The sequence below is a fragment of the Fibrobacter sp. UBA3629 genome, from assembly GCF_002374005.1.
GTDB lineage: Bacteria > Fibrobacterota > Fibrobacteria > Fibrobacterales > Fibrobacteraceae > Fibrobacter.
Map to the genome: position 1 here is coordinate 110,029 of NZ_DFLC01000007.1, position 16,609 is coordinate 126,637.

Annotated in this window: 16 protein-coding genes and 2 tRNA genes; 16 read left to right on the forward strand and 2 right to left on the reverse strand. The window is 53.4% G+C overall.

The genetic code is table 11. From position 1 onward, the window contains the following. Positions 1-61 precede the first annotated feature (61 nt). From B2310_RS02605 to B2310_RS02640, 8 genes are all read left to right on the forward strand, one after another. Entirely contained in the window at positions 62-1,354 is a 1,293-nt protein-coding gene (locus B2310_RS02605) for a hypothetical protein (protein WP_173365560.1), read from the forward strand. Between the two features lie 65 nt (positions 1,355-1,419). After that, complete coding sequence (locus tag B2310_RS02610) at positions 1,420-1,800, forward strand: hypothetical protein (RefSeq protein ID WP_290728454.1); 381 nt, start codon at positions 1,420-1,422, stop codon at positions 1,798-1,800. Between the two features lie 50 nt (positions 1,801-1,850). Next, the gene (locus tag B2310_RS02615) at positions 1,851-2,873 is read left to right on the forward strand and encodes a rod shape-determining protein (RefSeq protein WP_173365562.1); all 1,023 of its coding nucleotides are present in this window, start codon (positions 1,851-1,853) and stop codon (positions 2,871-2,873) included. Positions 2,874-2,983: 110 nt separating this feature from the next. Next, complete coding sequence (gene mreC, locus B2310_RS02620) at positions 2,984-3,724, forward strand: rod shape-determining protein MreC (RefSeq protein ID WP_290726255.1); 741 nt, start codon at positions 2,984-2,986, stop codon at positions 3,722-3,724. After that, complete coding sequence (gene mreD / locus B2310_RS02625) at positions 3,714-4,205, forward strand: rod shape-determining protein MreD (protein ID WP_173365564.1); 492 nt, start codon at positions 3,714-3,716, stop codon at positions 4,203-4,205. The genes mreC and mreD overlap by 11 nt, the downstream gene beginning before the upstream one ends. Next, positions 4,198-6,042, forward strand: coding sequence for a penicillin-binding protein 2 (mrdA, locus tag B2310_RS02630; RefSeq protein WP_290726258.1), 1,845 nt, complete (start codon positions 4,198-4,200; stop codon positions 6,040-6,042). The genes mreD and mrdA overlap by 8 nt, the downstream gene beginning before the upstream one ends. Further along, positions 6,039-7,292, forward strand: a complete 1,254-nt coding sequence (gene rodA, locus B2310_RS02635) for a rod shape-determining protein RodA (RefSeq protein WP_173381870.1) — start codon at positions 6,039-6,041, stop codon at positions 7,290-7,292. The genes mrdA and rodA overlap by 4 nt, the downstream gene beginning before the upstream one ends. Before the next feature lie 105 nt (positions 7,293-7,397). Next, on the forward strand, positions 7,398-8,147 hold the full coding sequence (locus B2310_RS02640) for a ComF family protein (protein ID WP_173381869.1): 750 nt from the start codon (positions 7,398-7,400) through the stop codon (positions 8,145-8,147). A 13-nt stretch (positions 8,148-8,160) separates the two neighbouring features. Here the strand turns inward: B2310_RS02640 and B2310_RS02645 are convergent. Next, positions 8,161-8,241: transfer RNA gene (locus B2310_RS02645), tRNA-Ser, on the reverse strand. 83 nt (positions 8,242-8,324) lie between these two features. Here B2310_RS02645 and B2310_RS02650 point away from each other — a divergent pair. Continuing rightward, positions 8,325-9,515, forward strand: a complete 1,191-nt coding sequence (locus B2310_RS02650) for an HD domain-containing phosphohydrolase (protein WP_290726262.1) — start codon at positions 8,325-8,327, stop codon at positions 9,513-9,515. Positions 9,516-9,627: 112 nt separating this feature from the next. On the opposite strand, the gene B2310_RS02655 is transcribed toward B2310_RS02650, so the two are convergent. Further along, positions 9,628-9,700 (reverse strand) — tRNA-Phe (locus tag B2310_RS02655). A gap of 178 nt (positions 9,701-9,878) precedes the next feature. Between B2310_RS02655 and B2310_RS02660 the strand changes: the two genes are divergently transcribed. The 7 genes from B2310_RS02660 to B2310_RS02690 all read left to right on the forward strand — a co-directional run bounded on the left by B2310_RS02660 (position 9,879) and on the right by B2310_RS02690 (position 16,543). Beyond that, positions 9,879-12,422, forward strand: a complete 2,544-nt coding sequence (locus tag B2310_RS02660; protein ID WP_290728456.1) for a CotH kinase family protein — start codon at positions 9,879-9,881, stop codon at positions 12,420-12,422. Between the two features lie 82 nt (positions 12,423-12,504). After that, the gene (locus B2310_RS02665) at positions 12,505-13,206 is read left to right on the forward strand and encodes a ubiquinone/menaquinone biosynthesis methyltransferase (protein ID WP_290728459.1); all 702 of its coding nucleotides are present in this window, start codon (positions 12,505-12,507) and stop codon (positions 13,204-13,206) included. Beyond that, complete coding sequence (locus tag B2310_RS02670; protein WP_290728461.1) at positions 13,203-13,775, forward strand: UbiX family flavin prenyltransferase; 573 nt, start codon at positions 13,203-13,205, stop codon at positions 13,773-13,775. Before B2310_RS02665 ends, B2310_RS02670 begins: the two co-directional genes overlap by 4 nt. Beyond that, complete coding sequence (locus B2310_RS02675; protein WP_290726270.1) at positions 13,769-14,662, forward strand: 4-hydroxybenzoate octaprenyltransferase; 894 nt, start codon at positions 13,769-13,771, stop codon at positions 14,660-14,662. Before B2310_RS02670 ends, B2310_RS02675 begins: the two co-directional genes overlap by 7 nt. Next, positions 14,649-14,876: a hypothetical protein gene (locus tag B2310_RS02680; protein ID WP_290728463.1), complete on the forward strand. Its 228-nt coding sequence runs from the start codon at positions 14,649-14,651 to the stop codon at positions 14,874-14,876. Before B2310_RS02675 ends, B2310_RS02680 begins: the two co-directional genes overlap by 14 nt. A gap of 109 nt (positions 14,877-14,985) precedes the next feature. Then, positions 14,986-15,369 carry a hypothetical protein gene (locus B2310_RS02685; protein WP_290728465.1) on the forward strand — a complete coding sequence of 128 codons (384 nt, stop codon included), beginning with the start codon at positions 14,986-14,988 and terminating at the stop codon, positions 15,367-15,369. 10 nt (positions 15,370-15,379) lie between these two features. Continuing rightward, a complete protein-coding gene (locus tag B2310_RS02690) occupies positions 15,380-16,543 on the forward strand; it encodes an FISUMP domain-containing protein (RefSeq protein WP_290728467.1) in 1,164 nt (387 codons plus the stop codon). The last annotated feature ends 66 nt before the right edge of the window (positions 16,544-16,609 follow it).

The following is a 16,609-nucleotide window of genomic DNA, read 5'->3' on the forward strand; positions in this document are numbered from 1 at the left end:
TATTGCGTTTTTGATTATTTTAATCTAACTTTATACTAGAATTTTTAATAGGAGTCCTCAAATGAAGTTGAGATCTGCAATTGCCGTTGGAACAGCTTTTGGCATTCTCGGGGTCGGTTCTGCTTTTGCAACCTTCGCCCGTATCGAATCCATGGGCAAAAATACCACGTACATCATGGATGATGTGAGCATTTTTGACAACCCTGCAAACATCAATCTCTACCCGAATTACTTGATCGGTGAATTCGGTCCTTACACGCAGGATGTCCCTGCCGGTACGAACCAGGACCCGATGTTCCCGAACTTCGGCGGCATCTTCTCGCTCTCCCTCGGTGACGAGAATAATCCGGATCCGCGTCTCTCCATCGGCGGTCTCTTCGGACGAATCAATAATGAACTCGCTCGCTTCTTGCCGACATACGTGATTGGCGAGAATGCCCGCGTGATTTCCAGGGTCCCTGAAACGGTGACGAACTTCGATGGCTTCCTCGGTGGTACGCTTTCTAGCGGAGACGCCTGGGGCTTGCACGTTTACATCGCGCATCAGGATGGCGGTACTGAGACCCCGAGCGGCCTCTACCAGGTCGATGACAACGCCTACGCTTCCATCGTGCAGGCCGACGCAGGCTTGAATATGCAGTTCGGTGGCAACATCGATTTCGAGTTCTCCTTCGCTCTTGCCCGAATCCAGTTCGGTCCGGACCACAAGAACTTCTTCGATGACGGCGACTTTAGCTTCCTCGTCAAGTCCCGTGCTTTCTTCACTCTCGAAGCGATTGACGGCGAACTCGTTCCGGCCCTCTCCGCGAATTTCATCGAGGCCCCGGGCATCGACAACAAGCATGCGCAGGTCGGTGTCGGTATCAACGTCGCCCTCGACCGTGGTTTCTTCTGGTTGGGCGCCGACTTCATCTGGGATCAGCTGAAGGCTCACGACTGGACCTACAACTATGCAACGGGTGAATCTACCTACAACTCCCAGAACAACGACGATCCGGCTTGGGACAAGCGCCGTGACATCGGCGGCATGATCAGCTTCGGTATCGAACGTAACATCTGGTGGGATTGGTTCGTGATTCGCGTGGGTGGCCAGAAGTCTATCCTCTACACGAGCTGCGACCAGCACGACAAGAACAAGGGCAAGAACGGCGTCTGCAACGACGACGGCAACTTCTTCAGCACGAACCCGCTTGCTGATGGCACTGCCGACGACCACGTGGGCTTTGGCTTCGGTATCAACATCGAAGAGAAGCTGAAGATCGACGTGACGGTTGCCGAAGACCTCCTCTTCAGGAACCCGTTCCAGGGCGAAGGCCGCATCTTCTCCAGAATTTCTGCGACTTACTCCTTCTAGTCGAGAACGGACAAGCTATTGAGGAACGCCCTCTTTTGGAGGGCGTTTCTTTTTATTTTTAGGACATGAAAAGAGTCATATACCTTTTGGTCGCCTTGCTCCTTGTCGGCTGTTCCGAACGGACCGACCGCATTGAGAACAAATTAAACACCTATGTGCAGGAAGACTTGAAGTTCATCGTCGCACAGACAATCCATGCTTCTGGAGATAGGAGCGGCATCTTGGATACCCCTTATTATCGCATCAAGGATTTTAGGCTTTTCCAGGGTGACACGGCCGCTATCTATTCGGCATATGCCGAGGTGGACTTCTTCATTTATCAGGACATCCAGATGCACGAGAAGCGCAAGTACCGCTACGACGCCCATGCTAGGCAGTGGGACCGCTATTACAAGGCGCTTAAATTCGGGCAGGATTCCTTGGATCGCAAGGAAAAGCAGAAATAAAAGTTTTATATTTTCGCTTGTAAGGATTCACCTTTTCAAAGGACCATATTTTGTTCGGACTCTTCTCCTGTGATATCGGTATCGACCTGGGTACGGCGAACACGCTCGTTCACGTGGCAGGCCAGGGCATTGTCATTAACGAACCCACGGTGATTGCCGTGGACAGCAAGAACAATCGCGTGTCGGCGATTGGTTTCGAAGCGAAAAAGATGCTCGGCAGGACCCCGGGTGAGACGCGCGCCGTGCGCCCCATGCGCGATGGCGTGATTGCGGATTTTGAACTGGTGGAAACCTTGCTCCAGACATTCATCAAGCGCGTGCAGAAGTACCCGCTGTGGATGGTAAAACCCCGTGTGGTGGTCGGTGTGCCGAGCGGTATCACCGAAGTGGAAAAGCGCGCCGTGATCGATGCTGCGAAGCAGGCGGGTGCAAAGGAAGTTCACCTGGTGCATGAACCGATGGCTGCAGCTGTCGGTATGGGCATCCCGGTGGAAGACCCTGTGGGAAACATGATTGTGGATATTGGCGGTGGAACTTCCGATATCGCGGTTATCGCACTGAACGGCACGGTTTGCAACGCATCCGTGCGTGTGGGCGGTGACGAGATGGACGAGGCGATTGTCCGCTACCTGCGCACCATGTACAACCTCCATGTGGGCGAGAGCACTGCCGAACAGATCAAGATCCAGATCGGTTCTGCAAGCCCGCTTGAAGAGGAACTTTCGATGGAAGTCAAGGGCCACGACTTTATCGCCGGTATGCCGCGCACGATGACGATTTCGAGCACGGAAATCCGCGAGGCCTTGAACGAGCCCGTTACGGCCATTATCGAAGCCGTGAAGCAGGCTTTGAGCATTACGCCTGCCGAACTTTCTGCGGATATCTACGACAAGGGCATCATCATGACGGGTGGCGGATCCCAGCTGCGCGGCTTTGACGAACGAATCCGCAAGGAAACGGGACTCTCCGTGAACGTGATCGATGAAGCCCTGGTGTGCGTCTGCAAGGGCGCTGCCCGCATCCTCGAGGATTTGGACAAGTACCGCCCGGTGCTGATTGCATCTTCCAACTAGCGGGGTGATTGTCGGGTCCGATGCTCAGGGCTTTCCGCTTTATAGTCGAACTTTTTACCCAGAGGCATGGCGTTATCGCTTTTGCCTTTTTCCTGTTGGTAGGACTCCTGATGCGGCAGGCTCCGCTGAGCGTGCGCGAGAGCATTGTCTCTTCGGCGCTGGGGACGGTGTTTTATCCGGCGCAGGTGATTATTTCTTCTGTTAATTCGGTTCGGTCGGTGACGGCGGAGAACCAGCACCTGAAAGAAGAAAATGCGCGCCTGCGGCAGGAAACCTACTATGCAAGTGAGGGGTTGCAGGAATTGGCTCGACTGCACACGTTGGTCCGGTTTGATGACAAGTGGGATTATCCCATTGTGACTGCGCGTGTAGTGGGACACAATCCGGGAAGGTTCCTCACGACGCTCGTGATAAACAGGGGCACTTCGCATGGGGTGAAGGAAAACATGCCCGTGTTCTCGATGAACGGCCTGGTCGGAAAAATTACGAAAGCGGCCTATACGCATTCCCGTGTCCAGCTGCTCGTCGACCCGAACCTTAAGTTGTCTGTGCTCGAACGCAAGTCTCGCGTGGTCGGGTTCCTGGAGTCTGTAGACGGGCATCTGCTTACGGCCATGATCCCTTCGCATGCGGGAGTCAAGGAAGGGGATACCCTGATAACGTCCGGGCTTGGCGGCATTTTCCCCAAGGGGATTCCTGTGGGTACGGTGAAGGCTGTGCGCAAATCCGACCTCGACGTGATGCGGCAGATGGATGTCGCGCCTTTCCAGGAGTTTTCTTCGCTTGAAGAAGTATTCGTGATGGAAAAGGAACCGGAATGGATTATCCAGGAGCTTCTTGATGAACAGTAACTGGAAATGGCTGCGTGTGTTCATCCTGTTCCTTGTCTGCTTCGCCTTGCAGACAACGGTGGCGGAATGGCTTCAGATTTTTGGTGCGGGCCCCGATTTCGTAATCATTCTTGTCGTTTCTATTGCAATCAAGCATGGACCTGCAGCCGGTGTGCTTTGGGGATTCCTTGCCGGATTTACGCAGGACGTATATGCTCCGGTGGAATGGCTCGGTGCGAATACGATTTCGCTGACGGCGCTCGGGTTCTTGGTGGGGCAGTTGGAAGAAAGGTTCTTGACGCTTAATTTACCTGCGAAGATCGGTGTCCTCGGTTTTGGATTCATGCTTTGCGATATGCTCTACTTCTTCTTGACGGGTCTCGAGAAGGATGTCGTTACGAACTTGTTCTTCTCCAAGACGCTTCCTGAATGCGCGTATACGATGGCTGTTGGTGCGGTGGTCTTCCATTTGTCCATCGGGAAGAAAAAGAAACATGCGTAGTTTGTCGGACAACGACAGCGTCCAGACGAGGAACTGGAATATCCTTGTGTTTATGGCGGGGGTTGTTGTCCTGGTCATAGTGCTGCTTTGCAGGCTCTATTCGTTACAGCATACCCATTACGACGAGAACTTCAAGCGCTCCGAGAAAAACCGCTTGCGTCGCGTGGAGCTTGTTGCCGAACGCGGTTATATCTATGACCGCAACGGGGAAGTCCTGGTGCGCAACCGTCCGTCTTTCCAGATTGCATTGCAGGCGCTTCACCTTCCGCGAAAAAAGGAAGGCCGTGACTCTGTCTTCAACCTGCTCCTGGGAATCAAGGACAAGAATGGCGCCCGCGTGTTCGATTCCCTTTCGCTGGATACGGCGTTCCAGAGGACCCGCTGGATAAAGAACAGGCCCATCCGCATTCTGGAGGATGCGTCTCCCGAGCAGGTGGCCGTGATAGAGGAACATTCGTCCGAGCTTCCGGGAGTCGTGACGCTTACGGAATCGAGGCGCGATTATCCATATGGGACGCTTGCGTCGCATGTGCTTGGCTACACGAGTGAAATTTCCGAAGAGCAGTTGAAATTGCCCGCGTTCGAAGGATACTCGCAGGGCGATCGCATTGGCCAGAAGGGCTTGGAACAGGAATACGATGCGGAGTTCCGCGGCAAGAATGGCGTGAAGCTTGTGGAAGTAAATGCTTTTGGCCGAGAGGTTGGCTCGCCGCGGGCGGTTGAGGGAATGGCTCCGGTTCCGGGGTATCACCTGGTATCGACGATAGACTTGAAGTTGCAGAAGGCCGCGGAGGCGGCGATTCCCGACAGCGTGAGGGGGGCCTTGGTCGCTATAGACCCCCGGAATGGCGAGATCCTTGCCATGGTGAGTTCCCCGAGGCTTGACCCGAACATCTTCTCGCTCAAGAAGCGTGAGCGCAATAAGGGTTGGGCGCAGGTTGCTCTGGACTCCCTGCGTCCGCTTACGAACAGGGCTGTTTCGGGTGTCTATCCTCCGGCGTCCGTATTCAAGCTTGTGACGGCGGGTGCGGGCCTTGAAAGCGGAATCCTGTCCGAATCCAAGTATTATCCAAAGTCCTGTACGGGCGGGTTCCAGTACGGAGTGCGCTACCAGAAATGCTGGGGTGTCCACGGGAACCTGAACGTGGTAAATGCCATCCGGCTTTCTTGCGACGTTTTCTTTTACCAGGCGGGTTTGGAAATCGACATGGCTCGTATTAACGAGTTTGCACGCCGCTTTGGTTATGGCGAGGAGCCGCTCGGTATCGACATTCCCGGAGAAAAGAGCGGTTGGCTTCCGGATTCCGCTTCGTTCAACGCAAGGAACAAACGTGTGGGGTGGCGTTGGGCGCGTGGGCTTATCCTGAACCTCTCGATTGGGCAGGGACAGCTGGTGACTCCGCTGCAGCAGGCGACTTTCATCGGTTCGCTTGCGACGAACAAGGGCGTGTACCGTCCGCATTTTATGAAGGAACTTCGGGATTCGCAGGGAAATGTCGTGCGACGCTACGAGCCTGAGATTATCCGTTCGGGCAAGATGAAACCGGAAACGCACCGGGTACTTTTGGCTGCCATGGATTCCGTGGTCAACCATCCGGGTGGAACGGGAAAGCGTGGTGCGATTCCGGGCATCCGTGTGGGCGCAAAGACCGGTTCGGGCGAATGGAAGAAGGGGGAGAAAACGCATGCGTGGTATGCGGCTGTCGCTCCGCTCTACGACCCGCAAATCGCTGTCGCCGTGATTCTGGAGGCTGCCGGTGGCGGCGGCTCGAAAGCGGCGCCTGTAGCAAGGAAAGTCCTCATGGCCTACTTTGGACTTGACGAGGAGGAAAAATGAGTTCTAAGTCTTTCCTTGATGTCTCGCTGAGGGTCGATTGGTTGTTCTTGGCTATTACGCTTGCGCTTATGACTTGCGGCATCTGCCTTGTCTACTCCGCGACGGCGAGCGACGAGATTGCTTTTTACGAAACGCTTTGGTTTAAGCAGATTATTTATTTTGTGGGCGGCTGTGTACTTGCTGCCGGAATCGTTTTCCTCAAGATTGACTGGCTGAAGCGCATTACGGTTCCGCTTTATGCCATTTCGCTTGTGCTTCTTCTGGTGGTTCTGTTTGTGGCGGGAGACGTGGTAAAGGGGGCCGGCCGCTGGATTGACCTTGGACTTTTCAAGTTGCAGCCTTCGGAGTTTGCCAAGATCTCGTATCTTCTCACGATTTCTTATTGGCTGTCCAGGCATCCGGTCAGCCTGTTCAAAATCAAGACGTTCGTGATTCCGTTCCTGCTCTTTATCGTCCCCTTTGCACTGGTGCTGAAACAGCCGGATTTGAGCACGGCGCTTGTCTTTATCGCGGTCACCTACATGGGATTCTTCTTTGCGGGGTTGACGTTTACGGATATGTTCTTGCTTGCAAGCCCTGTCTTGTCCGTACTCCTGTCGCATTCGCAGACGACTATTTTCCAGGTGCTGTGGGGCATGCTGATTTGCGCGGTCGTTTTCGCCCTGGTGCGGAGGAAACTGCCCAAGGTGCTTACGGTGTTTTTCTTGCTTGCGAACATTCTGGCGGGATATGCCAGTTCGATGGCATGGGGCATGCTTGAGCCACACCAGCAGAAACGCGTCAATACGTTCCTGGATCCGATGAGCGACCCCATGGGCGATGGCTACCAGGTGCTGCAGTCCATGACGGCCATAGGTTCCGGCGGCCTTACCGGGAAGGGATTCGGTAACGGCACGCAGACGAACCTTGCCTTTTTGCCGGAGGGGCATACGGACTTTATTTTTAGCGTGCTCGGCGAGCAGTTCGGCTTCATGGGCTGCCTTGCCGTACTTACGCTGTATGTGCTTTTCTTGTGGCGCGCCTCCTCGGCGTGCAAGCTGTACTCCGATCCGTTCATTACGCTCGCTACCATGGGCGCCTGTACGATATTCCTGTTCCACATCATCGTGAATATCGCGATGACGGTCGGGCTCATGCCTGTGACAGGGCTTCCGCTCCCGTTCCTTTCGTATGGCGGCTCCTTCGCCGTGACCTGCATGGTGCTGGTCGGCGGCATCCTTTGCATGCGCTACCAGGGCGGTCGTCAGTAACGCCCGGAATTCGGGGCGGGTTTAAGGCGAGTTGCAAAAAAAAATGAGGCAAAAGGTAACGTTTTGCCGTTTTGACCGTTTTTAGTAATAGAAGGACGGTCTTTGATGAATATTGCGAGAAATATTTCGAATTTTGTCTTTGGAATGGAATGCCTGGGATGCGGGTGCGCTTCGGAACGGCTGGACCCTTGGCTTTGCCCTGCTTGCCGTGAGGAACTTGGGCGCGAGGCGAAGGAGCCTTCGTTTCCGGGGCCGGATGTCGCCTGCCTGTTCCCGATGCGTCCGCTGACGCGACGGCTGATTCATGCGCTCAAGTACAGGAATTTACCGGGGATGGCGAGATACCTGGTCGGTCGGTCTTCGGCTGTTGGTCGGGGGGAGGTCGCCGACAGCATGAAAGAACTTGCTAGGCCGTTCTATTTTGTCCCGGTCCCGCTTCACCCGTCGAGGTTCAGGGAACGCGGCTACAACCAGGCGGAACGGATTGCCGCGGCGCTTGCCTCGCGCTTTGGCGGTCGGGTGTGCCGCTGGCTTGCAAGGTCGAATTTCCGAGTGTCGCAGACGAAGCTTTCGCGAGAGGAGCGGGAGTGGAATGTCGCCGGAGCTTTTATTCCGAGGCTTCCTTCGCGGCTGCCGCGGACGGGGACTGTGTTTGTCGTTGACGACGTCTATACGACGGGGGCGACAACGATGTCGTGCATTGCCGCCTTCGGAAAGGATTTCCCGCTGGTTTTGAAAGTTTGTACGTTACTTTACGACGAACCGGCTTCGGCGGTGATGGACTACGCGGCGGATTGCGAGATGGAATGGGATGCCCGCTGGATTGGGTTTGGCAAAGAAAAAAGCCCCGGATGACGGGGCGTTTTAGCGGAGGAAGAGGGACTCGAACCCCCAAGCCTTACGGCGGCGGTTTTCAAGACCGCTGACTTACCAATTAGCCTATTCCTCCGAATTCAGCGCAAAGAATAAAAAAGAAAAGCAGTTTCGTCAATTGTTTTTGATGAATTTGTGAATAATAACTATCTTTGGGCTATGGAATCGAATGCGCAAGATTTGATGAATATTGTCGGAACGGCAGAGAGCAAACAGGATTCGGATAGGATTCTCGATTTACTGTTCTCCTACATGCCGAAAATTGCTGCCGAGCGTAGCCTGCAGAACCTTCTGGTTCTCATGGCGGATCTCGGACGTTCGCTTGTCCGGGCCGATCGCTGTTCTCTCTGGCTTATCGATGAAGACAAGAACGAGCTCTGGACGAAAGTCGCCCATGGCGTGAATGAGCTCCGTATTCCCATTACTGCTGGTTTCGTGGGCCATTCCGTGAAAACGGGCGAGGCTCTTTTGGTCGAGGACGCCTACAAGGACGAACGCTTCGATCACCGTAGCGACGAAAAGACGCACTACCACACCACGTCGGTGATGACTGTGCCCCTGATGAACGGGGCTGGCAAGGTGATGGGTGTCTACCAGGCCATCAACAAGCAGGGCGAGACTCCTGTTTTCTCGAAGCAGGACTTGGAACGCCTTGCGCTTACGGCTGTCTATTCCGCAAAGACGATTGAATCGGCTACCCTTACTGCAGAGCTCGAGGCCGCGAAGGTTGAACTGGAAGCGACCCAGAAGGAACTGATTCATATCTTGGGCGACGTATCCGAATCCAGGAGCCGCGAAACTGGGGACCATATCCAGCGCGTGGCCGAGATCTCTTACAAGCTGGCGGTCTACTACGGTCTTCCCGAACAGGAAGCCCAGCGCATACGCCTTGCAGCCCCGATGCACGACCTGGGCAAGGTGGGCATTCCCGATGCGATTCTCAACAAGCCGGGGCGGTTTACCGACGAAGAATATGCCGTAATGAAATCCCATGCCCAGATTGGCGAGCAGATCCTCCTTAAATCCAAGCGCGAACTGCTGGTGTTCGCCGCTTCGCTTGCGGGGGCGCACCATGAGCGTTGGGATGGCAAGGGCTATCCGAGGGGCCTCAAGGGCGAAGAAATCCCCCTGGCGGGCCGTATATGCGCCGTTGCTGACGTGCTGGATGCCCTTTCGAGTCCGCGCTGCTACAAGTCAGCTTGGCCCGAGGAGAAGGTCAAGGAAGAATTCATCAAGCAGAGCGGAATGCAGTTCCAACCGGAGCTGGTGGACGTGCTCGTGAAGAATTGGGACGATATCTTCGGCTGTTTCCGTAAAATTCGCGCCGAAATGGAGGCTGTCGCCGTCTAGGCGGGCTCCGTTAAGGATGTTTTGGCGGTTTTCTTGTAAAAACCGCCTTTTTTTGCACTTAAAATTTTTTTTAGCAAAAAAAGAAAAACCCTGACTTTCGTCGGGGTTTTCGTGGTTCCGATTGGAATTGAACCAACGACACGCGGATTTTCAGTCCACTGCTCTACCAACTGAGCTACAGAACCATTTTGGTAGACCCAAAGATAGAAGAAAATGTGATTGTTGTCAAGGGTAAATAGAATATTACCGAAAAAATTTTGATTTTGGCTCATATTCTTCTAAATTTAAGGTGGGATATTTTGAACGGGTGTTTTAGGGGCGCTTGTCGTCCTTAAGGCGTCAACATTTTTATAGGCTAGTTTTATGCGCTTAAAAAAACAGATTTGGAATACGTTGCTTGTCGGCGTGCTTGCCTGTGGATTCTACGCATGCGGTGGTGATGAAGGCTCCGATGTTGTGGGCCCTCCGCCAAATTCTTCTGGTTCCGTTTCGGATGGAAAGATTTCCGGAGAAGGCGGCAAGGATGGCTCAAGTTCGTCTGTTGGCGGCGATAGCGTTCGGACGATTGACCCGGATACGGGTGATACAATCTATGTCATTGTTGTCGATCCGGTTCCCAAGGATACGATTCCCCATTGGGAAGGGAATTCCGCGTTGGTGATTACTGAAGTCTCCCCGGTCAACCTTGACTGGCTCGATGAAAACGGCGACGATCCGGGCTGGGTCGAAATTTATAATGCCGGCACCGAGGCTGCGAACTTGAAGGGTTATTCGCTTGTCGAAAATCTTGAAAAGCCGCGCAAGTGGGTCTTCGGTGACGAACTGATTGCCCCGAAATCCTTCCGCACTGTTTTCTGCGACAAGAACAACGTTGCTGCCGTGCTTGACGGAGGCGATGCGAACAACTATCATAAGCGCACCCATACGAACTGGAAGCTTGAAAAGGCTGGCGGCTCGATTTACTTGATTGACGCGAACTATGGCATTCGTGACTCGGTACATTATCCGGCGATGACGGTCGGGATGAGCTGGGGCATTGTCGACGGCGGTGCCTGGAAGTATTTCGATAAGCCGACTCCCGAAAAGCCGAATACGGCTTCTACCGCCTATGAAGGCGTGGCTCCCAAGTTTACCTTCTCCGGTGCCCAGGGCGGCTTCTACAACGAACCGGTCACGCTGAATCCTCCGTCTACTTCGGGCGACATCAAGGTGCGTTGCACCCGTGACGGTTCTGAGCCTACGAAGAATTCCGAGGAATTTAGAGATCCCATCACGATTAGTCAGACGACGGTGCTCCGCTGCGCTGCCTACAAGGAAGGCTACCTGACTACCGAATCGGTGACGAATACCTACTTTATCGGCGAATCGATAAATATGCCCGTGGTGTCGGTGAGCGTGAATCCGAGATTCTTTGAACTGTATTATAGGAAGACGGATGGCGGCGAACCCAATATGGACGGAGACCTGATGTATGCTCCTAACAAGGCATACCCGGATAGCACCGGTGAATATCCTGTCCACGTGGAATTCTACGACAAGGGCAGCAACACCAAGGAAAAGACCTGGGAAGTCAACGGCGGTATTTCCCTGATGGGTGGCTGGAGCCGCATGGAACGCAAGAAGTCCGTCGCTATCGTGATGCGCGAGGAGTTCGGTGGAACCTGGCTGCATTATCCGCTGTTTGACGCTCTCAAGGTAAACAAGGGCGGAAGCGACAAGTACAAGGGATTCAACCTGCGCAATAACGGAAACCGCTTCGTGAGCGACTACTTTGCCGATGCCCTGGGCGGTGCCATTCTTGACGGAAGCAGCGTCGACTTCCAGCGCAGCCGTCAGGTGGTGGTGTTCTACAATGGCCAATACCGCGGTATCCACGACATGCGCGAACGTTTCAACAAGAACTATGTGGAAACGAACTACGGCATCGATGCCTCCAGTGTCAATTTCATCAAGCACCTGGGCGAAGAAATCGAAGCGAGTAACGGTACTATCGATGACTACGTCGCGATGCTGGAATACGTTGCCGCTCACGACTTCAGTGGTGAAAACAACGCTGACTACGAATACATAAAGGGAATTATGGATGTAGGCAACTTTGCAGACTACATGATTGCCGAGATGTATGTCCATAACGGCGACTGGCCCAACAACAACGTGCGTGCCTGGCGCAATCCGGACAATCCCTGGAAGTTCATGATTTACGACCTGGACCATGGCTTTGACTGGAAGTGGGGCGTACAGGGCTTTGGGCAGAGCACGAACATGTTCAACTGGGTCAAGCAGGGTGGTCGTAGCAACGGAAAGTGCTATACGGGTAGCGACAAGGAATTTACGGGCGAGAAGGCCCATTGCTTCCATGTGCTCTACACGCGCCTCATCAAGAACCCCGACTTCAGGCGCCTGTTCATCAACCACTCTGCGGTAATGTTTGAGAATTACCTGAATGCCAATGTGGTCGAAAAGGTCCGTGCAAAGATGGCGGGCTCGATCGACGCTTCGGAAGCAGAAAGGGATCTGTCGACGAATGGCCAGAAGAATCGCTATTATGACGATGGCTTTACGGTTCATTATGAGCGCATTACCGACTGGGCGAAGTCTCGTGACGAAGAAATTGTGGGTCAGTATAAGTCCGAATTCTCCGAAATTGGCGGTTCCGTCAACGTGTCGATTTCCTCGAACGGGAATGGTATGGTGCTGATGGACGGGATGAAACTCCCCGGAAGCACAGCGACTTCGACCAAGTACTCGGGCAAGTTCTTCAGCGGTGTCGAAATGGAACTCACTGCGGTCACTTCGGGCGGGTCCGTGTTTACCGGCTGGTCGGGATGCACTCCCGTGGAGGGCGCCCCGGAAAAGTGCCGTGCGACGATTGCGGAAGGACTGTCGGTTACGGCAAACTTCAAGTAATGTCGTTGGCTTGACGATGGATTTGCGCGGGCTTGTCGCCCGCGCTTTTTGTTTATCGTGGGATATTTCTAAATTTGGATGCATGATGAGCCCCGTGCGAAAGATGTTCGACGGTATCGCGAACCGCTACGATTTCTTGAACCACTTCTTGAGTTGTGGCCAGGATATCCTGTGGCGCCGTACGTGCTGCCGCGAAATCCGGCGGCTGCGTCCCGGAAAGCGCCTTCTTGATCTGTGTGGCGGTACGGGTGATTTTGCGGTTACGTACGAGAAGTTCAATGGCGTGCAGGATGTCGCCATTCTGGGCGATTTTTCTTATGGCATGCTGAAGGGCGCCGCGGGCAAGAAGACTGCGGCTGTTCCCGTGCAGCTCGATGCGATGAAGATGCCGTTTGCGGATGGCGCGTTCGACGTGATTCTGAACGGGTTCGGGATGCGCAACTTGCCCGATGCCGAGGGCGGCCTGAAGGAATCCGCGCGCGTGCTTAGTGCGGGCGGCTACCTGCAGGTGCTTGAATTTTTCTCCCCGCGGAACGTGTTCAACAAGTTCTTCTACAAGGTGCTCGCCCCGCTGTTTATCCCGGTGCTGGGAGCGTTTTTCAGCAAGCGCGACGCGTATGAATATCTGGTGAATTCCATTATCCGCTTTTTGCCGGTCAAGGACTTTGTCGCGCTCGCCGAAAGGAACGGGTTCGAACTTGTGCATGTGAAACCCTGCTTTTTCGGGGTGGCGTATCGCGTGCTTCTGCGCCGGAAGTCCGTGCCGGCGGGAGGTGATGCGTGAGCCGCTATATCCTTGGGGTGACAGGTGCGAGCGGGGCAATCTATGCGACGCGCACGGCGAGGTACTTGAAGCGCCTCGGGCATGAGGTTTCGCTTGTGGTGACGGCGCCCGGCCGCGAAGTCGTGGAATACGAGGGGCAGAAGGCGCTTTTTGACCTTGTGGACAAGACCTTCGACGTCGATGATTTTTTTGCGGAATGCGCGAGCGGTTCTGCCGACTATGCGGGCATGGCGGTGGTGCCGTGTTCCATGGGAACGCTCGGGCGCATTGCTGCGGGGACGTCGGACAACCTGCTGGTACGCAGTGCGGATGTTTGCCTGAAGGAGCGTCGCCCGCTGGTGATTGTTCCGCGCGAGATGCCCTACAACCTCATCCACATCGAGAACATGGCGCGCGTGACCCGCGCGGGTGCGATTGTTGTGCCGGCCTCGCCGCAGTTCTACAGCAGCCCTGCAAGTATCGAGGAACTGGTAGATACCGTCGTTGCGAAAATCCTGAAGCATCTGGGTGCGGCGTCGGGTGAGGAGTGCGCCGGGATTGTTAAACCCTGGAACGGAAACGTATGCTGAAGAAGATATTAGAATTCGGGCACATGGTGCGCTTTAGCCACTCGCTTTTCGCGATGCCGTTTGCGCTCGGCTCCATGTGGGTGGCGGCGAACGGGTTCCGCGACATGACCGCTGCCGAGACCGCGCGCATCGTGCTCCTGATTGTCGGCTGCATGGTGACCGCCCGCAATAGCGCGATGAGTTTCAACCGTATCGCCGACGCCGATATCGACGCGAAGAACCCGCGCACGGCGAAACGCCACCTGCCGGCGGGCCGCCTTTCGAAAAAATCGGTAATTGCGTTTCTTGCCATAAACGGCGTGCTGTTCGTTGCGTTCGCGTTCCTGCTGCAGCCCCTCGCGGGCCTGCTCGCCTTGCCTGTATGGCTTTTGCTGCTTTCCTATTCCTACTGGAAGCGTTTCAGCTGGCTATGCCACTGGTTCCTGGGTTTTGCGATAGGGATGAGCCCGCTCGGCGCCTGGATTGCTATCCGTGGGGAGTTTGCGGTGTTCCCGATCTTTTTGCTCGTGATTCTCATGCTCTGGATGGGCGGTTTCGATATCATCTATGCCACGCAGGACGAAGAAATCGACCGCCAGATGGGGCTCCATTCTGTGCCTGCGCGTTTTGGCCGCAAGCGCGCCTTGCAGATTGCCTTCTGGAGCCATGTCGCGATGCTCGCCCTGTGCGTCGCGTTCGGGTTCGTGTGGAATATGGGCATTCCCTGGTGGGTTGTGACCGGGCTCATGACCGCCGCCGTGCTCTATATACATTTGTTCCGCAAGTCCGACGATCTCGACGCCATGAACCGCGATTTCTTCCTGGCGAATGTCGCCATAAGCGTACTCGTGATGGCTGGGCTCATCGTGTGGATTTGCATGGGAGGGGATGTCAATGCCCTTTATTAAGAAGACCGACGGAAAGTTTACGACCGAAGACAAGGTCAAGATGTTCCAGCAGATGGGTTCCGTGGGTGCGGTGATTGCGCTCGTGTTCGTGGTGCTTATCGAGTCGGGCGTTGCGGGCGAACATGCCGATTTGGCGGAATTTGGCCTTACCGCGATGATTGTGGTGCTCGCCGTGTCGCTTATCGGCAGTATGTATTTTAAGCGGAAACCGTAATTTTGCTGAAAAATTTTTATGAAGATAGGGAGAATATCTCTTTTTTTTGCTTATATTTAAATTAAGGCGTTCGCAATGGGGCTGAACACCTTTTTTAGGTAGGTATTGCATGTCCAAAAATTTAACGCCTCCTCCTTTGGATCAGATTGCTGGCGATGATTACGAGGTTAATCTGAAAGCCATCTCGTTTTTTAGGGGTGGTCTAAAGCGGGCTCAGATTAGGATGTTGTCCATAAAGAACGGTGAAATTTGTATTGAAACGTTCTCTGGAGCCAAGTATGTATTCAATCAAGGCACATGTGAAATCATTTCCAGCGAGTCGAATGATAAAACTGTTTACATATTTAAAGACACTTCCACAAAAAAGAAAGCAAGATTTATGGGGCGTACCAAGCAAATGCCCGAATTGGGGTGGCGTGAATTGGAAAATCGACTCCAGATAAAAAAATCCAAAGTGGATGGTTTCATCTCATTTCTTGAAATGCTAAAGTAGAGGGGCGCAAATGTCAAAGAATTGGTTTTACATTGAAAACAACAACTCTAAAGGCCCCTTTTCCGAAGAGGAAATGGAAAGTTTTTATGAGCAAGGAATTATTGGGAAAGAAACTCCCATATGGGGTGGTTATGGGGATAAATGGGTCCCGCTAAAGTATTATGGGTTTCATTTGAATGACGGCGAAGAGGTCGAGGTTAATGCAGAGAAGCACCCGGAGTGGGTAAAGTCATGGCCAATATGGGGTTTCTATGTAACGATTGTATTATTTGTTCTTCTTTGCCAAGTTCCATATGCTGAAAATCTGTACTGGCAATATGCCATATATGCTTTACTAAACGGCTTATTTCTTAAATATGACAAGAAATATTTGAAAAAAGCAGGCTTTACGGTAAGAAATTCGGCGATTGCGGTGGCTCTTCCTCCCGTGTATTTTTGGACAAGGAATCGAGCAATTAAAAAGAAACCCGTTATACCCATTTTAGTGTGGTTGTTTGTCGCGCTAGTTGGGATGTGCATCTTTGCGGGTGAAGACTCCATGGTTGACCCGCGTGATGGGCAGGAATATGCAATTGTCCAGATTGGAAATCAGGTGTGGATGGCCGAGAATATGCGGTATGAAGGCGAAGACGAGTCAATTATCCGTGTGTCAGGAAATGATGGAAAAAATGAGATATTGTATAAGGGTCCAGCGTCTTTCGCATGCCCAGAAGGTTGGCGCTTGCCGACTTGGAGTGACTTCGACGAACTTATAAAAACCGTGGGAGGAGCATCGGTTGCTGGGAAGGTCCTCAAGAGTATTGAAGGTTGGGGAGAAAATGGCAAAGAAGGTAATGGAACAGATGGATTCTCTTTCAATGCTCGTCCTGTTGGAAAATATGGAGAAAAGATAACGTGTGCTTCCGAAGATGGCCAGTGTGCCGAATCTGATTTTGGAGGTATAGCGGTAATGTATTGGTCAACTTCGTACGATGTGGATTATGCATCGTATGCGCTGAAGATAACGAAAGATTCTGATCAAGCGCAACTGGAATGGATGGATAATCTATATTATGGAAGTATCCGTTGTATAAAGGGAAATCCGGAGCCTGAAGATGAATCGGAAATGGATTGGGCTGACGAAAGCGATGTAGTCGAAGGTGAAGGCTCCGACGAAGCTGACGTGGGAGAATAATTATCTTGAATCTCAAGGTCTGCGGAGAAAACGGGTTCCTCAGTTCCGTCGTCACATTCGAATAGT

Bases quoted from the DNA above. Each gene is read 5' to 3' on its own strand.
- B2310_RS02605 (WP_173365560.1), top strand. From the start codon at position 62: ATGAAGTTGAGATCTGCAATTGCCGTTGGAACAGCTTTTGGCATTCTC.
- B2310_RS02610 (WP_290728454.1), top strand. From the start codon at position 1,420: ATGAAAAGAGTCATATACCTTTTGGTCGCCTTGCTCCTTGTCGGCTGT.
- mreC (WP_290726255.1), top strand. From the start codon at position 2,984: ATGCGGCAGGCTCCGCTGAGCGTGCGCGAGAGCATTGTCTCTTCGGCG.
- mreD (WP_173365564.1), top strand. From the start codon at position 3,714: ATGAACAGTAACTGGAAATGGCTGCGTGTGTTCATCCTGTTCCTTGTC.
- mrdA (WP_290726258.1), top strand. From the start codon at position 4,198: ATGCGTAGTTTGTCGGACAACGACAGCGTCCAGACGAGGAACTGGAAT.
- rodA (WP_173381870.1), top strand. From the start codon at position 6,039: ATGAGTTCTAAGTCTTTCCTTGATGTCTCGCTGAGGGTCGATTGGTTG.
- B2310_RS02640 (WP_173381869.1), top strand. From the start codon at position 7,398: ATGAATATTGCGAGAAATATTTCGAATTTTGTCTTTGGAATGGAATGC.
- B2310_RS02650 (WP_290726262.1), top strand. From the start codon at position 8,325: ATGGAATCGAATGCGCAAGATTTGATGAATATTGTCGGAACGGCAGAG.
- B2310_RS02660 (WP_290728456.1), top strand. From the start codon at position 9,879: ATGCGCTTAAAAAAACAGATTTGGAATACGTTGCTTGTCGGCGTGCTT.
- B2310_RS02665 (WP_290728459.1), top strand. From the start codon at position 12,505: ATGATGAGCCCCGTGCGAAAGATGTTCGACGGTATCGCGAACCGCTAC.
- B2310_RS02675 (WP_290726270.1), top strand. From the start codon at position 13,769: ATGCTGAAGAAGATATTAGAATTCGGGCACATGGTGCGCTTTAGCCAC.
- B2310_RS02680 (WP_290728463.1), top strand. From the start codon at position 14,649: ATGCCCTTTATTAAGAAGACCGACGGAAAGTTTACGACCGAAGACAAG.
- B2310_RS02685 (WP_290728465.1), top strand. From the start codon at position 14,986: ATGTCCAAAAATTTAACGCCTCCTCCTTTGGATCAGATTGCTGGCGAT.
- B2310_RS02690 (WP_290728467.1), top strand. From the start codon at position 15,380: ATGTCAAAGAATTGGTTTTACATTGAAAACAACAACTCTAAAGGCCCC.